Source organism: Streptomyces bullii (assembly GCF_042657145.1).
Classification (GTDB): Bacteria; Actinomycetota; Actinomycetes; order Streptomycetales; family Streptomycetaceae; genus Streptomyces; species Streptomyces bullii.
In genome coordinates this window covers 1-17,814 of record NZ_JBHSNY010000017.1, presented here as the reverse complement: position 1 = coordinate 17,814, position 17,814 = coordinate 1, and the positions used below count along the sequence as shown (strand labels likewise).

Below are 17,814 nucleotides of genomic sequence, written 5' to 3'. Positions count from 1 at the left end.
CGGCCTCGCAGGGCCGTCCCCGTTCAGCCGTCCGCCTCGACTCGCACCGCTCCCCCGGCTCCGGCCCCGACCTCATCCCCCCGGACACACTCCCCCGCCCGGCGCCGCGTCAGCGCCGTGCGCGCGGCCAGGAACACCAGGAGACCGAGCGGGGACAGCAGGATCGTGAGCACCAGCAGGGGGCCCATCAGCAGGGGGGAAAGGCCGAGCCTTCTGGACTCCAGGTACATCCACTGGCCGATGAGGAGGTCCCAGGCGATGACCTGGGCCCAGATGGCGCCCGCGCCGTTCGCCTGTGCGGTCAGCTCGCGGAAGGTGTCCAGGTCCGGGCTGCTGACCGCAGCCCAGAGGGTGGGGAACACCGGGGCCGCGAGCGCGAGGTAGACCAGCAGTACGGGCACCGCGGTCAGGGGCGACCTGGCGATGCGGACGGTCGGGCCCCACCCGGGGGCGAAGATCATGAGCAGCCAGACGGGGGCAGCCGCCCAGAAGGAGAGCTCGAAGAGGAATCCGGTCATGACGCGAACTCCCTGGGGGTGTCGGTGGCTGCCGCGCCGGTTGCCGTGACACGGGTCGGGGCCGGGGTCGGGGCGCGCAGGGAGCCGTACGTTCCGAGGGCGGCGGCCGCCAGGACGACGCCTGCCGCTGCCAGCGTCACGCCGTCCGGGTGGATCAGCGGCTGACCCCGCAGCGCCTGCCAGAGGACCAGGGCGAAGGCGGCGGCATACACCCCGGAGGCGAGCAGGACCAGGCGCAGCCGTACCCGCTCGTCGGCGAGGCGGCGGAAGCGGGGTGCGAGGGCGGCCAGCACCATGACCAGCAGCGGCAGGAGTTGCAGCGCGTGCATGCCGACGAAGTGCGCGATCCGCAGATCGCCACCGGTCGTCGACCAGCCGGTCAGCGGCATGGCGGGGCCACCGTCCGGGACCCCCACGCTGTGCGCGCCGACGACCTCGGAGACGCCCCGCCGCTGCCCGGGTGCGGGCCGTGTCATCAGGAAGCCGACGGCGGCCCCGGCCAGTGCCAGGACGATGCCGCAGCGCATCGCCCAGGCGGACGCGCGGTCGGCGATACGGGCGCGCAGCAGCAGCACGGCCACGGCGAGCGTGCCCAGCCACAGGAAGACGACCGTCACGGCCATCGCGTTGAACAGCGCCTCGTCGAAGGGCGTGGCGTGGTTGAAGTGGCTGCGCTTCCCGCGTAACACCTGCCCGACGATGATCAGCATCTCGACGAGGCTCGCCAGGGCCACGACCGTCCCCGCCCACCAGCCCACGCGCCGGCCCCGCGGCAGCAGCGACAGCATCCAGGCCAGGGAAAGGCAGTACGCCACGAACGAGACCGCGAACTTGAACGGCTTGGACCAGATCGGTGCGCCGACCAGGACGCGGTCGTCGACGACGAGTCCCACCGCGGACGCGACCGCCGTCACCACCATCGCCGCCGAGAACAGCACCAGCGGCCGGTGCCATGACCGCCACGGAGGCGAGGGCCACCGCGACGGCGCGAACCATGAACGCGCAGGAGACGACGACGGAAGCGATGAAGGTGGAAACGACGCGGGTGGAAGCGACGACGGAACCGGTGCGGACATGAGCCCTCCCCCATGTATGGATAGCGGCACTATCCGCTATCTGATAGCGCCACTATCTATGATGGAGGCGTGGTCGGCAAGGGCCGGCACGGCGCACAGGGCGAAGGTCAGGGAGTGAACCGGCGTTGCGTATCGGAGAGTTGAGCCGGAAGACCGGAGTGCCGGTGCCGACGATCAAGTACTACGTCCGTGAAGGGCTGTTGCCTCCGGGGGAGTTGACCAGTCCGAACCAGGCGAACTACGGCGAGGCGCACGAGCGCCGGCTGCACCTCATCCGCGCCCTGCTCGATGTGGGCGGCATGAAGGTGGCCGACATCGCGGACGTACTGGCGGCCGTCGACGACCCGGCGCGTCCGCTGCACAAGGTGCTCGGCGCCGCCGCGGACCGCCTCGGCGCCGGGCACACCGAGCGCGACGACACCGAGTCGGCGGCAGCGCAGGCCATCGTCACCGACCTCATCGCCCGGCGCGGCTGGCGGACGCACACGTCGAACCCGGCGGCGGCCGACCTGTCGAAGGCCCTGGCCGCGCTGGTGCGGCTGGGGCACGGAGCGTTCGTCGAGGTGCTCGACGACTACGCCGACGCCGCCGAGCGGGTCGCCCGCGCCGACCTCGCCTACGTGGACCGGCGGGCGGCTGTCGACGACATGGTGGAGAGCGTGGTGATCGGGACCGTCCTGGGCGAGGCGGTGTTCAGCGCGCTGCGCAGGCTGGCCCATGTGGACGCCTCGGCGAAGCTGTACGGCACGGACGGTCCGCCGGAGGGCAGGGCGAGGTGAGCGGACGTCACCTCGTGGACGTCCCACGTCACCTCGTGAACGTCACAGCGTGAACGTCACACCGTGGCGTCGAGATCCTCGGCGTAGTGCTCGATGGCGCGCCGGTAGAGGCGTAGGTGCGGGTCCTCGCTGGTGTCGGCGAGCAGCTTCAGCAGGATGCGCATGGCTTCGTGGTGGTCGCCGGTGTTGTACGAGGCCATGGCGAGGAAGGTCCGCAGGGCACCGTCCCCGGGGAACTCCTCCAGGCCGAGGCGGAGGGTGGTGACGGCCTGCGGGTACCGGCCGAGCACCCGGTAGGTGCTTCCGAGTCCGAGGTACGCGCCCCGGCGGTCCTGCGCCGACAGCCCGTCCCCGCTGAGGGCGCGTTCGTAGAAGGGGACGGCTTAGGCCTCCAGGCCCAGGACGTCGTGCGTCCACGCGGCCTGGTAGGCCACCCGGGCGTCCTCGGGGTGCGCGGCGGCGAGGGCCAGCAGTCGGCTCCGGGCCTCCTCGGGCTTGCCTTGCTCGCGCAACCGGACAGCCGCCGCGAGGAGTTCGTCTCTCGTGCCTTCGCTCATGCGGTCATCCTCGCAGGCCGCAGGCCGCAAGGGCAGCGGGCCGCTCGGTCCGTGGACCTCACCCGGCCCCCGGCGTACGGCGACCGGGCCCGGTCCGCCCCGGGCGCCCGCGCGAGCTCCTCCGCGTCCGGCAACCGAGCCCGGTCGGTGCCGGTCGTCCCAGAACCCCGTGCACTCGCCGCGGTCCCGCGGAGGGCCGCGCAACGGGGAGTGCGCCCAGGGCCCTGCCGGCAGTGGCGCAGCGGCTCAGGCCGCCGGCGCCCTCAGCGGCGCACCTCCTCCGACTCGCGCGGAACGTACCCGGCGACGACACGCTCCCGTACGGCCCGAGCGGCACCGTGTCGCACGTCCACCGCGTACGCCACCGCCGCCACCGCCACACCGAGCACGGCCAGCACCGCCCCGGCCAGTGCCGGGGACGTCACGCCGAAGCCCGCCGCCAGGGCGAGGCCGCCGATCCAGGCGCCGCCGGCGTTGGCCAGGTTGAAGGCGGCCTGGTTGGCGGAGGACGCCAGGGACGGGGCCGCCGACGCCTTCTCCATGACCATCAGCTGGAGCGGGGAGCCGGTGACGAAGGCCGCCGTGCCAAGCAGCACGACCGCCAGCGCGGCGGTGAGCTCCGTACGCATCAGGAGCGGGAAGAGGGACAGGACCACGGCCAGCGCGGTCAGTCCGCCGAACAGCGTGCCGCGCAGGGAGTGGTCGGCCAGCCGGCCGCCCAGCAGGTTGCCGGCCGTCGCGCCCACGCCGAACAGGGCCAGCAGGAGCGTCACGCTGGCGTCGGCGTACCCGGCGGCGTCGGTGAGCATCGGGGTGATGTAGCTGTAGGCGGCGAAGAGCGCGCCGAAGCCCGCGACCGTCGTGCCCAGCGCCAGCCACACCGGCGTCGACGCCAGCGCGGCCAGTTCGCCGCGCAGGCCCGTCGCGGCAGACCGGCCCCGGTCGCGCGGGATCAGCAGGGCCAGCGACGCGATGGCCGCGAGGCCGATGACGCCGACGCCGAGGAACGTCGCGCGCCAGCCGAGGTGCTGGCCCATCAGGGTCGCCACCGGCACGCCCACGATGTTGGCGACCGTCAGGCCCAGGAACATCAGGGAGACGGAACGGGCCCTGCGTTCGGGCGCCACCATGGCCGTGGCGACCACCGCGCCGACACCGAAGAAGGCGCCGTGCGGCAGGCCGCTGAGGAAGCGGGCGGCCAGCAGCCAGTGGTGGTCGGGGGCGAAGGCGGACAGCGCGTTGCCCACGACGAAGAGCCCCATCAGGGCGATCAGGACGGTGCGGCGGGACATCCGCGCCGTCGCCGCGGCGAGCAGCGGGGCGCCGATGACGACGCCGAGGGCGTACGCCGACACCAGATGGCCGGCGGTGGGGATCGAGATGTTCAGGTCGTCCGCGACTTCGGGGAGCAGCCCCATCATCACGAACTCGGTGGTACCGATGCCGAAGGCACCCACGGCCAGGGCGAGCAGGGCCAGGGGCATGAAGAGCCAGCCTTTCGAGACTTTCGGGGGTGGTGATCCGTACGACGTATGTTCAAGTACGGAACAAAGTCTCTCAGGCGCGGTATTCCGGCGCGTGACGCCCTGCTGGCCGGAAGGTGACGAGAAGTTGCTGACCTGCGGTTTTCAGGAGCCGGATGTGGTGACCTTCACACGCGCCGCGACCGGCAGATGGTCGCTGCCCGTCTGCGGAAGGGTCCACGAGCTCTCCGGCTCGATCCCCCGGACCAGGATCTGGTCGATCCGCGCCATCGGGAACGTCGCCGGCCAGCTGAATCCGAAGCCGTTGCCCGCCGCGCCCTGCGTGGAGCGCATCTGGGAGGTGACGGCGTTGAGGGCGCGGTCGTTCATGGTGCCGTTCAGGTCGCCGAGCAGCACCACCTTCGCCAGTTGTTCGTCGGCGATGGCCTCGCCGAGGGCGTCGGCGCTCTTGTCGCGCTGGCGGGCGGTGAACCCGGCCTCCATCTTCACGCGCACGGACGGCAGATGGGCGACGTACACCGCGATCTGCCCGTCCGGCGTGGTGACGGTGGCGCGCATCGCGCGCGTCCAGCCGAGCTTGATGTCGACGGCGCGGACGTCGCTCAGCGGGTACTTGCTCCACAGCCCGACCGTGCCCTGCACCGAGTGGTACCGGTACGTCGACGCCAGCGCCTTCTCGTACGCCGGGACCGCGCTCGCCCGCAGCTCCTCCAGGGCCAGGACGTCCGCGCCGGACGCGGCCACGTCGCGGGCGGTGCCGGACGGATCGGCGTTGTCCGCGTTGACGTTGTGCGTGGCGACGGTGAGGTCGCCGCCCGTCGCCGACTTGTCGGTGAGCAGGCCGCCGAAGAGGTTCAGCCACACGACCGCCGGCAGCACCACCGCGATCAGCGCGGTCGCGGACCGGCGGACGAGGGCGACGAGCAGCAGGACCGGGACGAGGAGCCCCAGCCAGGGCAGGAAGGTCTCGACCAGGCTGCCGATGTTGCCGACCGCGTTGGGGATGTACGAGTGGACCAGCATGACCACGGCCAGCAGCACCGCGCACAGGGCCGTGACCAGGCCGCGCCGCCAGATGCGCGGGTCGCCGCGCCGGCCCGCGGCGGGACGGCTGAACAGGCTTCGCAACCGGACTCCCCGGCGCTCGGGCCCCGAGCCGCCGCCCGCCGTCTCCGTCACGTATGCCTGCTGCGCCATTCCGTCGCCTCACTGCCTGCCGTGCATACCGTCTCCCCCGTGCCTACGACCCTAGGGGATGATCGGCTCCGTTCCTGCCGTCCCTCGACGGCCGTACGGGGGCGAGGACGTACGAGCCGCTCGCGTGAGTTCCGGTCACCGGCGTGGAAAGCGCCCACTGTGACGAAACGCGCACATTAGGGCTGGTGCGGCGGCGAACTGACGACCGGTGAGCTGACGGGCCGCAGCCCTTGGAGGAGCGTGTCCACGATCTGTTCGGCCAGGCCGTCCGGGAGGTCGGCGTCCGGGTGCAGGACGGCACGGACGAGCAGGGGGCCGACAACCATGTCGTACAGCAGCTCCGGGTCGATGTCCGGGCGCAGTTCGCCGTTCTCCTGGCCTCGGCGCAGTACCTCCAGGCCGACCCTGCGGCGCGGGGCGACGACGGTCTTGTGGTACGCCGCCCAGATCTTCGGGCTGCTCTTCATCTGGGTGCGCACGTTGTGCAGGATCGCCGAGGAGCGGTCGGCCAGGCCGCGGCGGCGCAGCGCCTCCAGCAGGACGACGAGGTCGTCGCGCGCCGAGGTGCCCGGGAGTTCGGGGTCCGGGGGCTCGGCGGCGCGCAGGACGTCGACGAAGAGCTCCTCCTTGCCGCTCCAGCGGCGGTAGATGGTGGCCTTGCCGACGCCGGCGGTGCGGGCGATGCGCTCGATGGACAGCTCCGCGAGGGACACGCCCTCCTCCAGGAGCCGCATGACGCCGTCGAGGATGGCGCGTTCCACGGCCTCACTGCGGGGGCGGCCCCGGGTGGGACCGTCCTGCCGGGGGCGGCTGTCGGCGAGGCTCACGTCACTGCGTCCTTTCACGGGCCGGGGCTGTTGGACCGGCGGCTACTCCGCCGTCACCCACTCTGCCTCCTCGTCGCGCCTGTCGGGCCGGGGCGGCTTCCCCGGCAGGAAGAGGGCCACCACCAGCGCGCCGAACAGGGCCACGCCCGCGCCCCACAGGGCGGTGACGTGCATGGCGTGCAGGAAGGCATCGTAGGCGGGTTCGACGAGGGACCTGCCCCGCGGGCCGAGCCGGTCGGCGACGCCCAGGGTGGCCTCGATGGACTCGCCGGCGGCGTGGCGCAGGCCGGCGGGCAGCGCGCCGAGCCGGTCCTCGATGCCCGTACGGTACGCGGCGGACAGCACCGATCCGAGGACGGCGATGCCGAGGGCGCCGCCGACCTGCCGGAAGGTGTTGCTGAGCGCGGAGGCCGAGCCGGCCTTCTCGCGGGGCAGGGCCTGCATGATGACGACGCTGACCGGCGTCATGATGTGCGCCATGCCCGTGCCCATGAGGAAGAAGATCACCTCCAGGACCCAGATCGGCGTGTCGGCGTCCAGCGTGGCGAAGGCGGCCAGCATCGCGGCGATGACCAGCATGCCGGCGGTGGTCGTGGCTCGGTTGCCGAAACGGTCGACGAGCAGCCGGGCACGCGGGGCGAAGATCATCTGGGCGGCGGCCAGCGGCAGCATCAGCAGACCGGTCTGCAGCGGCGAGTAGCCGCGCACGCTCTGCGTGTAGAAGACCGAGAAGAAGGTGACGCCCATCAGCGCGAAGAAGACGAGCGCGATGGCGGCGATCGCCGCCGAGAAGACCTTGTTCCGGAAGTAGGTGACGTCGAGGGAGGGGTGGTCGCTGCGCTTCTCGTGCACCACGAAGAGCACGAGGACGGCGAGCCCGGCGCCGATCGCCGCCGGCACGGCCGGGTCGGTGAAGTCGGCCAGTTCGCCGCCCCTGATGATGCCGTAGACGATCAGGACCAGGCCGACGACGGACAGCACGACGCCGACGGGATCGATCCGGCCCGGGTTCGGGTCGCGCGAGTCGGGCACCAGCCACAGCATCAGCGCGAGCGCGAGCAGCACGATCGGCACGTTGACCAGGAAGACCGAGCCCCACCAGAAGTGGTCCAGGAGAACACCGCCGGTGATCGGGCCGATGGCGATGGCCAGGCCGACGCCGCCGGCCCAGATGCCGATGGCCTTGGGCTGCTCCTCGCGCTCGAAGACGTTCATCAGGACGGCGAGGGTGGCCGGCATGACGAACGCGGCACCGAGGCCCATGACCGCGCGGAAGCCGATCAGCTCGCCGGGCGAGCCGGAGAAGGCGGCGAGCGCGGAGCCGGCGCCGAACACGGCGAGCCCGCCGAGCAGCACCTTCTTGCGCCCCAGCCGGTCGCCCAGCAGCCCCGCGCTGAACAACAGGCCCGCGAAGACGAGGGTGTAGGCGTTGATGGCCCACTCCAGCTCGCTCTGAGTGGCGCCGAGACCGGTCGGGGCGGGTGTGGAGATCGTCTTGACGGCGACGTTGAGGATCGAGTTGTCCAGCACGACGATCAGCAGGCTCAGCATCAGCACGCCGAGGATCGCCCAGCGGCGCCGGTGCACGGCTTCCGGCACCCGGGAGCCGCGGTCCGCGCGGTCGGCAGGAGTTGTCATGTGGGCGAGCCTAGACGATTTACGATACGAGACCGTTCCGTATTGGAATTCCCTTACCCGCTTCTTGCATCCGGTTTCCGCGGCGCCGCACGCGCGCCGGTTTCGGCGTGACGAGGGTCCCCTAGCCGTCGGTGGCACGAGGTGCCACCATGGACGTGGTCCGGGGACGCCGTCAGGGCGCCTCGAGATGACGTGTTAGGAGCCGACGCAATGACGCAGCTTTCGGCTGCCCAGTCCGCGCAGCAGAAGTCCTCCGACGGCACCAGGGCGCTGTACGGGGGCAAGAGCACCCGCCGAGTCACCGTGCGCGACATCGCCGCCGCCAAGGAGCGCGGCGAGAAGTGGCCCATGCTCACCGCGTACGACGCGATGACCGCGTCCGTCTTCGACGAGGCCGGTATCCCGGTGATCCTCGTCGGCGACTCCGCGGGCAACTGCCACCTCGGGTACGACACCACCGTGCCCGTCACCCTCGACGAGATGACCCTGCTGTCCGCCGCGGTGGTACGCGGCACCAGGCGCTCCCTGGTCGTGGGCGACCTGCCCTTCGGCTCGTACCAGGAGGGGCCGGTGCAGGCGCTGCGCTCGGCGACCCGGCTGGTGAAGGAGGCCGGGGTGCAGGCCGTGAAGCTGGAGGGCGGTGAGCGGTCGCACGAGCAGATCCGGCTGCTCGTGGAGTCCGGCATCCCGGTGATGGCCCACATCGGCCTGACCCCGCAGTCCGTGAACGCCATGGGCTACCGGGTGCAGGGGCGCGGCGAGGAGGCGGCCCAGCAGTTGCTGCGGGACGCCAAGGCCGTGCAGGACGCCGGCGCGTTCGCCGTGGTGCTGGAGCTGGTGCCGGCGGAGCTGGCGGCCGAGGTCACGCGGACCCTGCACATCCCGACGGTCGGGATCGGCGCGGGGGCGCAGACGGACGCGCAGGTGCTCGTGTGGACCGACATGCTGGGGCTGACCCCCGGGCGGGTGCCGAAGTTCGTGAAGCAGTACGCCGATCTGCGCGAGGTCATGAGCGGCGCGGTGCGGGCGTTCGCCGAGGACGTCGTCGGTGGAACGTTCCCGCAGGAGGAGCACTCCGTCCACTGAGCCACTGCGGTACCAGACAGCCCCGCCGATCGTCCCCCGTCGGCGGGGCTGTCGCGTGTGCCGGTGGCGCGCGGGCGGCTGCCAACGAGCTGTCGGTCATCTGTCGGCGGCTTGCCGGTGGTTTGTCGGTGGGGGCTGACACCGTCGTGGCATGACGCGAATCGACAAGAACCCCGGCGGTTCCGCCGTGACCGTGCGGGGGCTGGTCAAGCATTACGGCGAGACGAAGGCGCTGGACGGGGTCGACCTGGAGGTGCGGGAGGGCACCGTGATGGGGGTGCTCGGGCCGAACGGCGCCGGGAAGACCACCCTCGTGCGGATCCTGTCGACGCTCCTGGCCCCCGACGCCGGGCAGGCGGTCGTCGCCGGTTACGACGTCGTACGGCAGCCGCGGCAGCTGCGACGGGTGATGGGGCTCACCGGGCAGTACGCCTCCGTCGACGAGAAGCTCCCGGGGTGGGAGAACCTGTACCTGATCGGGCGGCTGCTCGACCTGTCCCGCAAGGAGGCGCGGGCCCGGGCCGACGAACTGCTGGAACGGTTCTCCCTCACCGAGGCCGCCAAGCGGCCGGCGCGCACCTACTCCGGTGGTATGCGGCGGCGGCTCGACCTGGCCGCCTCGATGATCGGCTGGCCCGTCGTGCTGTACCTCGACGAGCCCACGACCGGACTGGACCCGCGCACTCGCAACGAGGTGTGGGAGGAGGTCAAGCGGATGGTCGGGGACGGTGTGACCGTGCTGCTGACCACGCAGTACATGGAGGAGGCCGAGCAGCTCGCCTCCGAGCTGACGGTCGTCGACCGCGGCAAGGTCATCGCGAACGGCGGCATCGAGGAGCTGAAGGCGAAGGTCGGAGGGCGGACGCTGCGGATCCGGCCCGCCGATCCGGCGCAGTTGCGGCCGCTCGCCGCCGCCCTGGACGACCTGGGCATCACCGGACTGGCGACCACGACCGTGGACACCGACCGGGGTGCCGTCCTGGTGCCGATCCTCAGCGACGAGCAGCTGACCGCGGTGCTCGGCGCGGTCACCGAGCGCGGCATCACCCTCGCCGCCGTCACCACCGAACTGCCCAGTCTGGACGAGGTGTTCCTGTCCCTGACCGGCCACCGCGCCAGTGCCCCGCAGGACGCCGTACCCGCCGACGACCTCCAGGAGGTCGCCGTATGAGTGCCACCGCCGTGACGACCACGGACGCCCGTATTCCGCTGAGGGGGCATCTGCGCCACACCGGTGCGCTCGTCCGCCGCAATCTGCTGTGGATCCGGCAGGACCCGGAGTCGATGTTCGACGCCGTGCTGTTCCCCGTCGTCTTCACGCTGCTGTTCGTCTACGTCTTCGGCGGCTCCATCGGGCAGGCGCTGGGCGGCGGACAGGAGGCGTACGTGCAGTACGTCGTGCCCGGCCTGATGGCCATGATGGGCATGAACATGGCCATGGGGGTGGGCACCGGGTTCAACCAGGACTTCAACACCGGTGTGATGGACCGCTTCAGGTCCCTGCCGATCGGCCGCGGCTCGGTGCTGTTCGCGAAGATCGCCGTGGAACTGTTCCGGATGTTCATCGCGACGACGATCATGCTGGTCGTGGGCGTGCTCGTGGGCTTCGACATCGAGAACTGGACGGGACTGCTGGCCGCCGTGGGCCTCGCCGCGGTGTTCGGCACGGCCCTGATGTGGGTGTTCATCACCCTCGGAGTGGTGATGAAGAACGCCCAGTCCGTGCAGGCGATGGGCTTCCTGGTGCTGGTGCCGCTCCAGTTCGGCTCGTCGATCTTCGCACCGACCGCTTCGATGCCCAACTGGCTGCAGAACTTCACCGACTACAACCCGCTGTCGGCGCTCGCGGACGCCGCCCGCGGACTGATGGTGGGCGGCCCGGTCGCCCACGCCCTGTGGGTGACGCTGGCCTGGTCGGTGGCGATCACGGCGGTGATGGCGCCGATCGCCGTCCACAAGTTCCGTACGAAGAACTGACCGCCCGCGCGCGTCAGACGAGGGCGACGGCCTCCTCGGGGGAGAGGCCGCCGCCTTCCGCGTACGCGGCCCGGTACACCGCGTCGCCGAGCGCCTCCCGGGCCCGGCGTACGGCGCTCGCGCGCGCTTCGCGTTCCTGCCGCCCGGCGACATGGCCGGGCGGCAGCAGCACGTCGGCGGCGCCGAGGCAGCGGGCTGCGTCCCGGGCGCGCTCCCCGCCGAGGGCGGCGAGGGCCAGGGAGGCGACGGTCAGGTACGCGGAGCGCATGTGCGGCGCGATGGCCGCGCACAGGGGATCGGCGGTGTGCCCCAGCGCCTTGCGCATCGTGTCCAGACACTCCTCGTTGCGGCCGTCGAGCGCGTCCAGCCAGCCCTCCGAGCCGAGGATGAACGCGTCGAAGACGACGTAGTGCGCGATACGGAACTCCTTGCGCAGCAGCCGCAGTTGCTCGCGGGCCTCGGCGGTCCGGCCGGTCATGCCGAGCCGGCCCGCGAGGAACAGCCGGGCGGCGGGCAGGGCCTCGTTGTGCCCGGAGTCCGTCCCGGCGATCACGTCGCGCAGCAGCCACTCGCCGCGCTCGGTGTCCCCTGCCTCCAGCAGCGCGCTGCCCAGACGGGCCCGGAGCACGGCCACCTGGGCGTGTGCGCCGAGCCGTTCGGCGTGCTCGATCGCCGCCTCGAAGTCGGCCGCCGCCGCGCCGTACTCGCCCCTGCGCTCGCGGGCCTCGGCGCGCGCCGCGAGCGCCTCGGCGGTGCCCCAGGCGTCCCCGAAGCGCCGGTAGATCTCCAGCGCCTCGTCGGCGTCCCGGCTCGCGTCGCCCACCCGGTCGACGTCGTTGGCGAGGAAGTTGGCGCGGGCCTGCAGAGCGCTGGCCAGCTCCCACTCGTATCCCGGTGTCTCCCGGCTGGTGCGGACGGCCGCGTCGACGACCTGGCGCAGCCGGTCCATGTCGCCCGTCAGCAGCACGGCGAAGAGCCAGAACATGCCCGGCGGCCGGCAGATCTGCGGCAGACCGGGCTCGTAGGTGCCGACGATCGCGCGGAGCTTCTGCCGGGCCGCCGGGGTCTGCCAGCTGTCCAGCTCGGTGTCCATGCAGGCGAGGTGCACCAGGTGCACGCCGCGCCGCGCCTCCCAGAGGACCTCGCCGGTCAGCGGGGGCGGTGCGGACGTGCACCTCTCCTCCACCGGGGCGGCGCGGCGGACCGGCTCGGTGAACGGGTCGGGGCCGAGGTCCATGACCTCGCGGCACCAGTGACGGGCCTCGATGCGCAGGTCGCGCGTCTGCCAGTACCAGGCCAGCGACAGCACCAGGCACAGCCCTTCCTGCTCGTCGCGCCGGGCCACGGCGTGGCGCAGCGCGGTGCGCAGATTCTCGTACTCCCGCTCCAGCCGCTCGATGGCGGCGAGCTGGTCCGGGCCGCGCAGCAACGGGTCGGTGGTGCGGGCGACTTCACGGTAGTACGTCAGGTGGGCGCGTTCCACGCGCTTGCGCTGCCCGGCCTCGTCCAGGCGTTCGGCGGCGTACTCGGCGACGGTCTCCAGCAGCCGGTAGCGCATCTCGCCGTCGCCGGCCGGGGCGGCGACCACGAGGGACTTGTCGACGAGCGAGCCGAGCGCCTGAAAGGCGGCGGGCCCGCACACGGCCTCGGCGGCGTCGAGGTCGCAGCCGCCCGCGAAGACCGACAGCCGCCGCAGTACGTCCCGTTCGTCCTCGTCGAGGAGGTCCCAGGACCAGTCGACGACGGCCCGCAGGGTCTGCTGGCGGGGCAGGACGGTACGGCTGCCGGAGGTGAGCAGACGGAAGCGGTCGTCGAGCCGGTCGGCGATCTGGCGCGGTGTGAGCATCCGCAGCCGCGCCGCCGCGAGTTCGATGGCCAGGGGCAGGCCGTCCAGGCGGCGGCAGATCTCGGCGCAGGCCGCCGCGGTGGTCTCGTCGGCGTCGATCCGGAAGCCGGGGCGGGCGGCCGCGCCCCGGTCGGCGAGCAGCCGCAGCGCGACCGGTTCGGGCAGCGGCTCCACCGGCCGCAGCACCTCCCCCGGTACGCCGAGGGGGGCACGGCTGGTGGCGAGCACGGTCAGGCCCGGACAGCGGGCCAGCAACTCCTCGACGAGCCGGGCGGCCGCGTCGACGACGTGCTCGCAGTTGTCGAGGATCAGCAGCATCCGGCGCCTGCCGCAGTGCTCGGCGAGCCGTTCGACGGGGTCGTCGCGCCGGTCGGCGACGGCGGCCCGCATGCCCTCGGCGCCGGCGCCGTACAGCACGGTCTCGCGGGCACCCACGGCGGTGAGCACGGCCTCCGGTACGGCACCGGGGTCGTCGACCGGCGCGAGCTCGGCGAGCCACACACCGTCCGGTGTGGCGTGCCGGACGGTCTCGGCGGCCTCCTGCGACAGCCGCGTCTTCCCGGCCCCGCCGGGCCCGAGCAGCGTGACCAGCCGCGCAGCCGCCAGGTCCGCCCGGATGGCCTCGATGTCGGCCTCCCGGCCGACGAAGGAGGTCAGACGGGCGCGCAGGTTGCCGGGGGGCGGGGGTGGCGGCGGGGCTGCCGGGGGGTGTGCGGGGGCGGGGCGCGCCGACGCGGGGGCGTGGGAGAGGGCGGTGGGGGCCGTCGGTGTCGTGGCGGGTCCGGTGGCGCCCGGCGGGTCGGCCGGGCCGGTGGCCGGCAGATGGGTGGGGGCGCGGTGCTGTGCGGCTCCCGGTGCTGCTCCGCCGTCGGGGCTCGCAGGGCTGATGCCCGGCCGGGTGGGACGCACGGCCGCGCCCGGCTCATCGGCTGCGCCGAACCCGGCCGCTGCACCCGGCCCGCCCGGCCCGCCGGGCCTCGCGGGGCCGGCCACCCCCACGGGCATGCCCGCGGTTCCCGTGCCGCTCGTCCCCGAGACGCCTCCCCCTCTCCGGGGGCGGTCCGGCCGGCGCTCCGCGGGGTTCAGCAACTCCGTGTGCAGGGCACGCAGCTCCGGGCCCGGGTCCGTGCCCAGACGGGTCACCAGGAGGCGTCGTACGCCCTCGTACGCGGCCAGTGCCTCGGCGGTGCGGCCCGCGTCGCGCAGGGCGCGCAGCCGGAGGGCCTGGAGGGGTTCGTCGAGGGGGTGGCTGTCGCACAGGGCGGTCAGCTCGGGCAGGGACCGTTCGGCGTGGCCGAGGGCGAGGGCGGCGGTGTGGCGGGCGCGCAGCGCGTCCAGGCGGCGGGTCTCCCAGCGGGCCGCCTCGGCGGTGCGGTCGGGGAGGTCGGCGAGGGCTGGGCCGTGCCACAGGGCGAGGGCGTCGTCCAGGACGACGGCCGCCTTTTCGGGGTCGGCGTCGGACAGCGCGCACAGGCCCTCGCCGACCAGCCGCTCGAACCGGTGCAGGTCGACCTCGTCGGGCGTGGCGGTGAGGCGGTAGCCGCCCTGGGCCGAGGCGACCGCGTGCGCGCCGAGCGCCCGGCGCAGCCGTCCGACCAGCGCCTGCAGCGCCCCGGGCGCGTCGGCGGGCGGGGCGCCGCCCCACACCTCGTCGACCAGGAGGTTCGCGGGTACGGTCCGGCCGGCCCGCAGGGCGAGCACCGTCAGCAGGGCGCGCAGCCGTGCCCCGCCGACGGGCAGGACGGTGCCGTCGGCGCGGAGGGCCTGGGTGGTGCCGAGGATGCGGTAGCGCACGGGGTCCATTGTCTCCAGGGAGTCGGCCGGGGGGACCGGGGCGTGGCGCGTGCCCGGTGTCACGGCCGGCGGTGCCCGAAGGACCGAGCCCCCGTGCGCCCACCCTCTCCGGAACCCACGGCCCCGCGCGAGACGTTTTCCCCCTGTGCCCGGTACGGTCGGGCAGTCCGCCATGTCCGCTCACACGTCCGAGCACTGCACCAGAGTCCAGGGAGCCCGATGACCACCGCCACCACCCGCCACAGTGACCGGCGGATCAGCCCCGTGTTCGTCGGCATCCTGGCCATCACGGCGGTCACCGGATGGGCGACCTGGACCGGCTTCGCCGCGCAGCCCGGTGTGGCCGTGTTCCTCTTCGTGACGGCCGCCTGGATCGTCTCCCTGTGTCTGCACGAGTACGCGCACGCGCGGACCGCCCTGCACAGCGGGGACATCTCGGTCGGCGCGAAGGGCTACCTCACGCTCAATCCGCTGAAGTACACGCACGCGCTGCTGAGCATCGTGCTCCCGGTCGTCTTCGTGATCATGGGCGGCATCGGGCTGCCCGGCGGGGCCGTCTTCATCGAGCGCGGACGGATCCGGGGGCGGTGGCGGCACAGCCTGATCTCGGCGGCGGGCCCGCTGACGAACGTGCTGTTCGCGGTCGTGTGCACGGCCCCATTCTGGCTCGACGCGCTGGACGGCGTGCCGGCCGACTTCCGGTTCGCGCTGGCCTTCCTGGCCCTGCTCCAGGTGACGGCCGCGATCCTGAACTTCCTGCCGGTGCCCGGTCTGGACGGCTACGGCGTCATCGAGCCGTGGCTGTCGTACGGCATCCGGCGCCAGGTGGAGCCGTTCGCCCCGTTCGGTCTGCTCTTCGTGTTCGCGCTGCTGTGGGTGCCGTCGGTGAACAGCGTGTTCTTCGACGTGATCGACTCGGTGCTGAGCTCCCTGGGCATCCACGAGTTGGACACCTACTGCGGGTACGAGCTGTTCCGCTTCTGGCAGGGCACCAACGAGTTCTGCTCGGTCAGCGGGTGACGGACCTGCCGGACCTGCCGCGCTTGACGTAATACCAGGTCATGTTGGACGACAGCCCGGCCAGCAGCACCCAGACGATGCCCAGCCAGCTGCCCTGCACGAAGGAGACGACGGCCGCGGCCACCGAGAGGACGCAGACGATCAGGGCGTAGAGGGCGAGGCGGGGCATCGTGGTGGGCTCCTGTCGGGGGACACTTCCGGCACTGCTGGTGCCGTCCAGTGTCCCCCATCGGCTCAGACGTCCGTGACGCGGAGCCCCGCGTGCGCCTTGTAGCGGCGGTTGACGGAGATCAGGTTCGCGACCAGCGACTCCACCTGGTGGGCGTTGCGCAGCCGCCCGGCGAAGATGCCGCGCATGCCGGGGATGCGGCCGGCCAGGGCCTGGACGATCTCCACGTCGGCCCGCACCTCGCCGAGCACCATCACGTCGGTGTCGATCTCGTCGATCTCCGGGTCCTGGAGCAGGACGGCCGACAGGTGGTGGAAGGCGGCGGTGACCCGGGACTCCGGCAGCAGGGCCGCGGCCTGCTCGGCGGCGCTGCCCTCCTCCGGCTTCAGCGCGTAGGCGCCCTTCTTGTCGAAGCCGAGGGGGTTGACGCAGTCGACGACGAGCTTGCCCGCCAGCTCCTCACGCAGGGACTCCAGGGTCTTGCCGTGCCCGTCCCACGGCACGGCGACGATCACCACGTCGCTGCGGCGGGCGCACTCGGCGTTGTCGGCGCCCTCGATACCGTGCCCGAGCTCCTCGGCGGCGGCCCGGGCGCGCTCCGCCGCCCGGGAGCCGATGATCACCTTCTGGCCGGCCTTGGCGAGCCGGTAGGCAAGGCCCTTGCCCTGCGGTCCGGTCCCGCCGAGCACGCCGACGACGAGCCCGGAGACGTCGGGCAGGTCCCAGGGGTCCTTGGCGGGAGCCTTCTGTGCACTGTCGGTAGAGGTCATGAACACGACCCTACGTCCGCTCCGGCGCCCTCACCGGACCGGGTGAGCCGGCTCACGGACACCCGCCGGAAGCCGATCGTCTCGTAGGCGCTGAAGTCACCGGTCTCGTACGACAGCCCCACGGTGTCCGCGCCGATCCGTACGAGGTCGCGGTACGCGGCGGGTGGGCCGTTCACGGTGTGCACCGGGCGTCAGGTGGTGCCGCGTCGGTGGCGGCGCGGACCGTCATCGGAGCGGAAACCGGGGTCGGCGCCGGCTCCTCAGGACGTTCGACGGCGGTACGGGTGATCCGGCGCCTTGCCCGAGTCGGGCGAATGCGGGGTGAACTCCACGTCGCGCGTGACCGGTTGGGGCAGGATGCGGTCGTATGGATGCCGTACGGGTCGCGTTGCTGAGGGAAGTGCTCGCCGGGACCGAGTGGTTGGGTGCCACGCGGCGGTTCGCGGGGGTGCTGCGGGGGTCGGTGGTGTCGCACGGGGGCGGGCTGCTGCTGGTGGGCACGGAGGAGTACGAGCCGTGGCATCTGGCGGCGCACCTGGTGGACGAGGCCGCGTGGTCGGGCACGCCGGAGCTGGCCCCGACCCTCGTACGGCATGACGCGCGCCCCTCGGACCCGGCGCACCTGGCGGTCGGGCCGGGGCGGCTGGCGGCGGCACGGCGCGGGGAGACGCTGCTCGTGGTGGCGCCGCGGGGGCCGGGCGCTCCGCTGCTGGAGCGGGTGTACGACGCCCGGCGGGGCGGGGCGACGGTGCTGGCGCTCGGCCCCGGGGAGGGGGAGCTGACGGCGATGGCCCACGAGACGCTGGCCGTGCCGGACGGCTCCGAGCTGGACCTGGACACCGTGCAGCACCTGGTCAGTGCGGCGGCCGGGGAGAACGCGGTGCCGTCCGCCCCGAGGGTGCGGCGGCGTTTCCGGGACGGGCTGTCCCGGCTGGCGGAGTCACTGACGGCACCGCCACCGGCCCGCTGGTAGCCGCCCGCCGCCCGCGGGGGTAGCCGCACCCGGCCCGCGCCGGCAGCCGCAGCGCTGCGGCTGCGGCTGCGGCTGCGGCTGCGGCTGCGGCTGCGGCTGCGGC

Annotated in this window: 16 protein-coding genes and 1 pseudogene; 6 read left to right on the top strand and 11 right to left on the bottom strand. The window is 73.0% G+C overall.

What is annotated here, in order from left to right:
- Nucleotides 1–23 precede the first annotated feature (23 nt).
- Together ACFPZJ_RS36545 and ACFPZJ_RS36540 are read right to left on the bottom strand one after the other, a co-directional pair.
- Nucleotides 24–518 (bottom strand): ABA4-like family protein, encoded by a 495-nt coding sequence (locus ACFPZJ_RS36545; RefSeq protein WP_381030901.1) that lies wholly within the window; start codon nt 516–518, stop codon nt 24–26.
- Nucleotides 515–1,438 (bottom strand): hypothetical protein, encoded by a 924-nt coding sequence (locus ACFPZJ_RS36540; protein ID WP_381031012.1) that lies wholly within the window; start codon nt 1,436–1,438, stop codon nt 515–517. Before ACFPZJ_RS36540 ends, ACFPZJ_RS36545 begins: the two co-directional genes overlap by 4 nt.
- Before the next feature lie 281 nt (nt 1,439–1,719).
- On the opposite strand from ACFPZJ_RS36540, the gene ACFPZJ_RS36535 reads away from it, so the two are divergent.
- Nucleotides 1,720–2,373 (top strand): MerR family transcriptional regulator, encoded by a 654-nt coding sequence (locus ACFPZJ_RS36535; protein WP_381030899.1) that lies wholly within the window; start codon nt 1,720–1,722, stop codon nt 2,371–2,373.
- Nucleotides 2,374–2,429: 56 nt separating this feature from the next.
- Here the strand turns inward: ACFPZJ_RS36535 and ACFPZJ_RS36530 are convergent.
- From ACFPZJ_RS36530 to ACFPZJ_RS36510, 5 genes and pseudogenes are all read right to left on the bottom strand, one after another.
- Nucleotides 2,430–2,930 (bottom strand): annotated as a pseudogene (locus tag ACFPZJ_RS36530) (tetratricopeptide repeat protein).
- A gap of 263 nt (nt 2,931–3,193) precedes the next feature.
- Nucleotides 3,194–4,414 (bottom strand): MFS transporter, encoded by a 1,221-nt coding sequence (locus ACFPZJ_RS36525; protein WP_381030897.1) that lies wholly within the window; start codon nt 4,412–4,414, stop codon nt 3,194–3,196.
- 144 nt (nt 4,415–4,558) lie between these two features.
- Nucleotides 4,559–5,611 carry an endonuclease/exonuclease/phosphatase family protein gene (locus tag ACFPZJ_RS36520; RefSeq protein WP_381030895.1) on the bottom strand — a complete coding sequence of 351 codons (1,053 nt, stop codon included), beginning with the start codon at nt 5,609–5,611 and terminating at the stop codon, nt 4,559–4,561.
- A 176-nt stretch (nt 5,612–5,787) separates the two neighbouring features.
- Complete coding sequence (locus ACFPZJ_RS36515; RefSeq protein WP_381030893.1) at nt 5,788–6,438, bottom strand: TetR/AcrR family transcriptional regulator; 651 nt, start codon at nt 6,436–6,438, stop codon at nt 5,788–5,790.
- Nucleotides 6,439–6,480: 42 nt separating this feature from the next.
- Nucleotides 6,481–8,076 carry an MFS transporter gene (locus ACFPZJ_RS36510; RefSeq protein ID WP_381030891.1) on the bottom strand — a complete coding sequence of 532 codons (1,596 nt, stop codon included), beginning with the start codon at nt 8,074–8,076 and terminating at the stop codon, nt 6,481–6,483.
- Between the two features lie 210 nt (nt 8,077–8,286).
- Between ACFPZJ_RS36510 and panB the strand changes: the two genes are divergently transcribed.
- The 3 genes from panB to ACFPZJ_RS36495 all read left to right on the top strand — a co-directional run bounded on the left by panB (nt 8,287) and on the right by ACFPZJ_RS36495 (nt 11,139).
- The gene (gene panB, locus ACFPZJ_RS36505; RefSeq protein WP_381030889.1) at nt 8,287–9,162 is read left to right on the top strand and encodes a 3-methyl-2-oxobutanoate hydroxymethyltransferase; all 876 of its coding nucleotides are present in this window, start codon (nt 8,287–8,289) and stop codon (nt 9,160–9,162) included.
- A 151-nt stretch (nt 9,163–9,313) separates the two neighbouring features.
- Nucleotides 9,314–10,333, top strand: a complete 1,020-nt coding sequence (locus ACFPZJ_RS36500) for an ATP-binding cassette domain-containing protein (protein WP_381030888.1) — start codon at nt 9,314–9,316, stop codon at nt 10,331–10,333.
- Nucleotides 10,330–11,139, top strand: coding sequence for an ABC transporter permease (locus ACFPZJ_RS36495; RefSeq protein ID WP_381030886.1), 810 nt, complete (start codon nt 10,330–10,332; stop codon nt 11,137–11,139). Before ACFPZJ_RS36500 ends, ACFPZJ_RS36495 begins: the two co-directional genes overlap by 4 nt.
- 13 nt (nt 11,140–11,152) lie before the next feature.
- On the opposite strand, the gene ACFPZJ_RS36490 is transcribed toward ACFPZJ_RS36495, so the two are convergent.
- Nucleotides 11,153–14,788, bottom strand: a complete 3,636-nt coding sequence (locus ACFPZJ_RS36490) for an AfsR/SARP family transcriptional regulator (RefSeq protein WP_381030884.1) — start codon at nt 14,786–14,788, stop codon at nt 11,153–11,155.
- A 210-nt stretch (nt 14,789–14,998) separates the two neighbouring features.
- Between ACFPZJ_RS36490 and ACFPZJ_RS36485 the strand changes: the two genes are divergently transcribed.
- Entirely contained in the window at nt 14,999–15,799 is an 801-nt protein-coding gene (locus ACFPZJ_RS36485; protein ID WP_381030882.1) for a site-2 protease family protein, read from the top strand.
- Here the strand turns inward: ACFPZJ_RS36485 and ACFPZJ_RS36480 are convergent.
- From ACFPZJ_RS36480 to ACFPZJ_RS36470, 3 genes are all read right to left on the bottom strand, one after another.
- On the bottom strand, nt 15,789–15,968 hold the full coding sequence (locus ACFPZJ_RS36480) for a hypothetical protein (RefSeq protein ID WP_381030880.1): 180 nt from the start codon (nt 15,966–15,968) through the stop codon (nt 15,789–15,791). The genes ACFPZJ_RS36485 and ACFPZJ_RS36480 overlap by 11 nt on opposite strands.
- Before the next feature lie 65 nt (nt 15,969–16,033).
- Nucleotides 16,034–16,738: an NADPH-dependent F420 reductase gene (gene npdG, locus ACFPZJ_RS36475; protein ID WP_381030878.1), complete on the bottom strand. Its 705-nt coding sequence runs from the start codon at nt 16,736–16,738 to the stop codon at nt 16,034–16,036.
- Complete coding sequence (locus tag ACFPZJ_RS36470; RefSeq protein ID WP_381030876.1) at nt 16,735–16,914, bottom strand: sialidase family protein; 180 nt, start codon at nt 16,912–16,914, stop codon at nt 16,735–16,737. The genes npdG and ACFPZJ_RS36470 overlap by 4 nt, the downstream gene beginning before the upstream one ends.
- A gap of 191 nt (nt 16,915–17,105) precedes the next feature.
- Here ACFPZJ_RS36470 and ACFPZJ_RS36465 point away from each other — a divergent pair, with 191 nt between their 5' ends.
- The gene (locus ACFPZJ_RS36465; RefSeq protein WP_381030874.1) at nt 17,106–17,711 is read left to right on the top strand and encodes a hypothetical protein; all 606 of its coding nucleotides are present in this window, start codon (nt 17,106–17,108) and stop codon (nt 17,709–17,711) included.
- Nucleotides 17,712–17,814 lie beyond the last annotated feature (103 nt).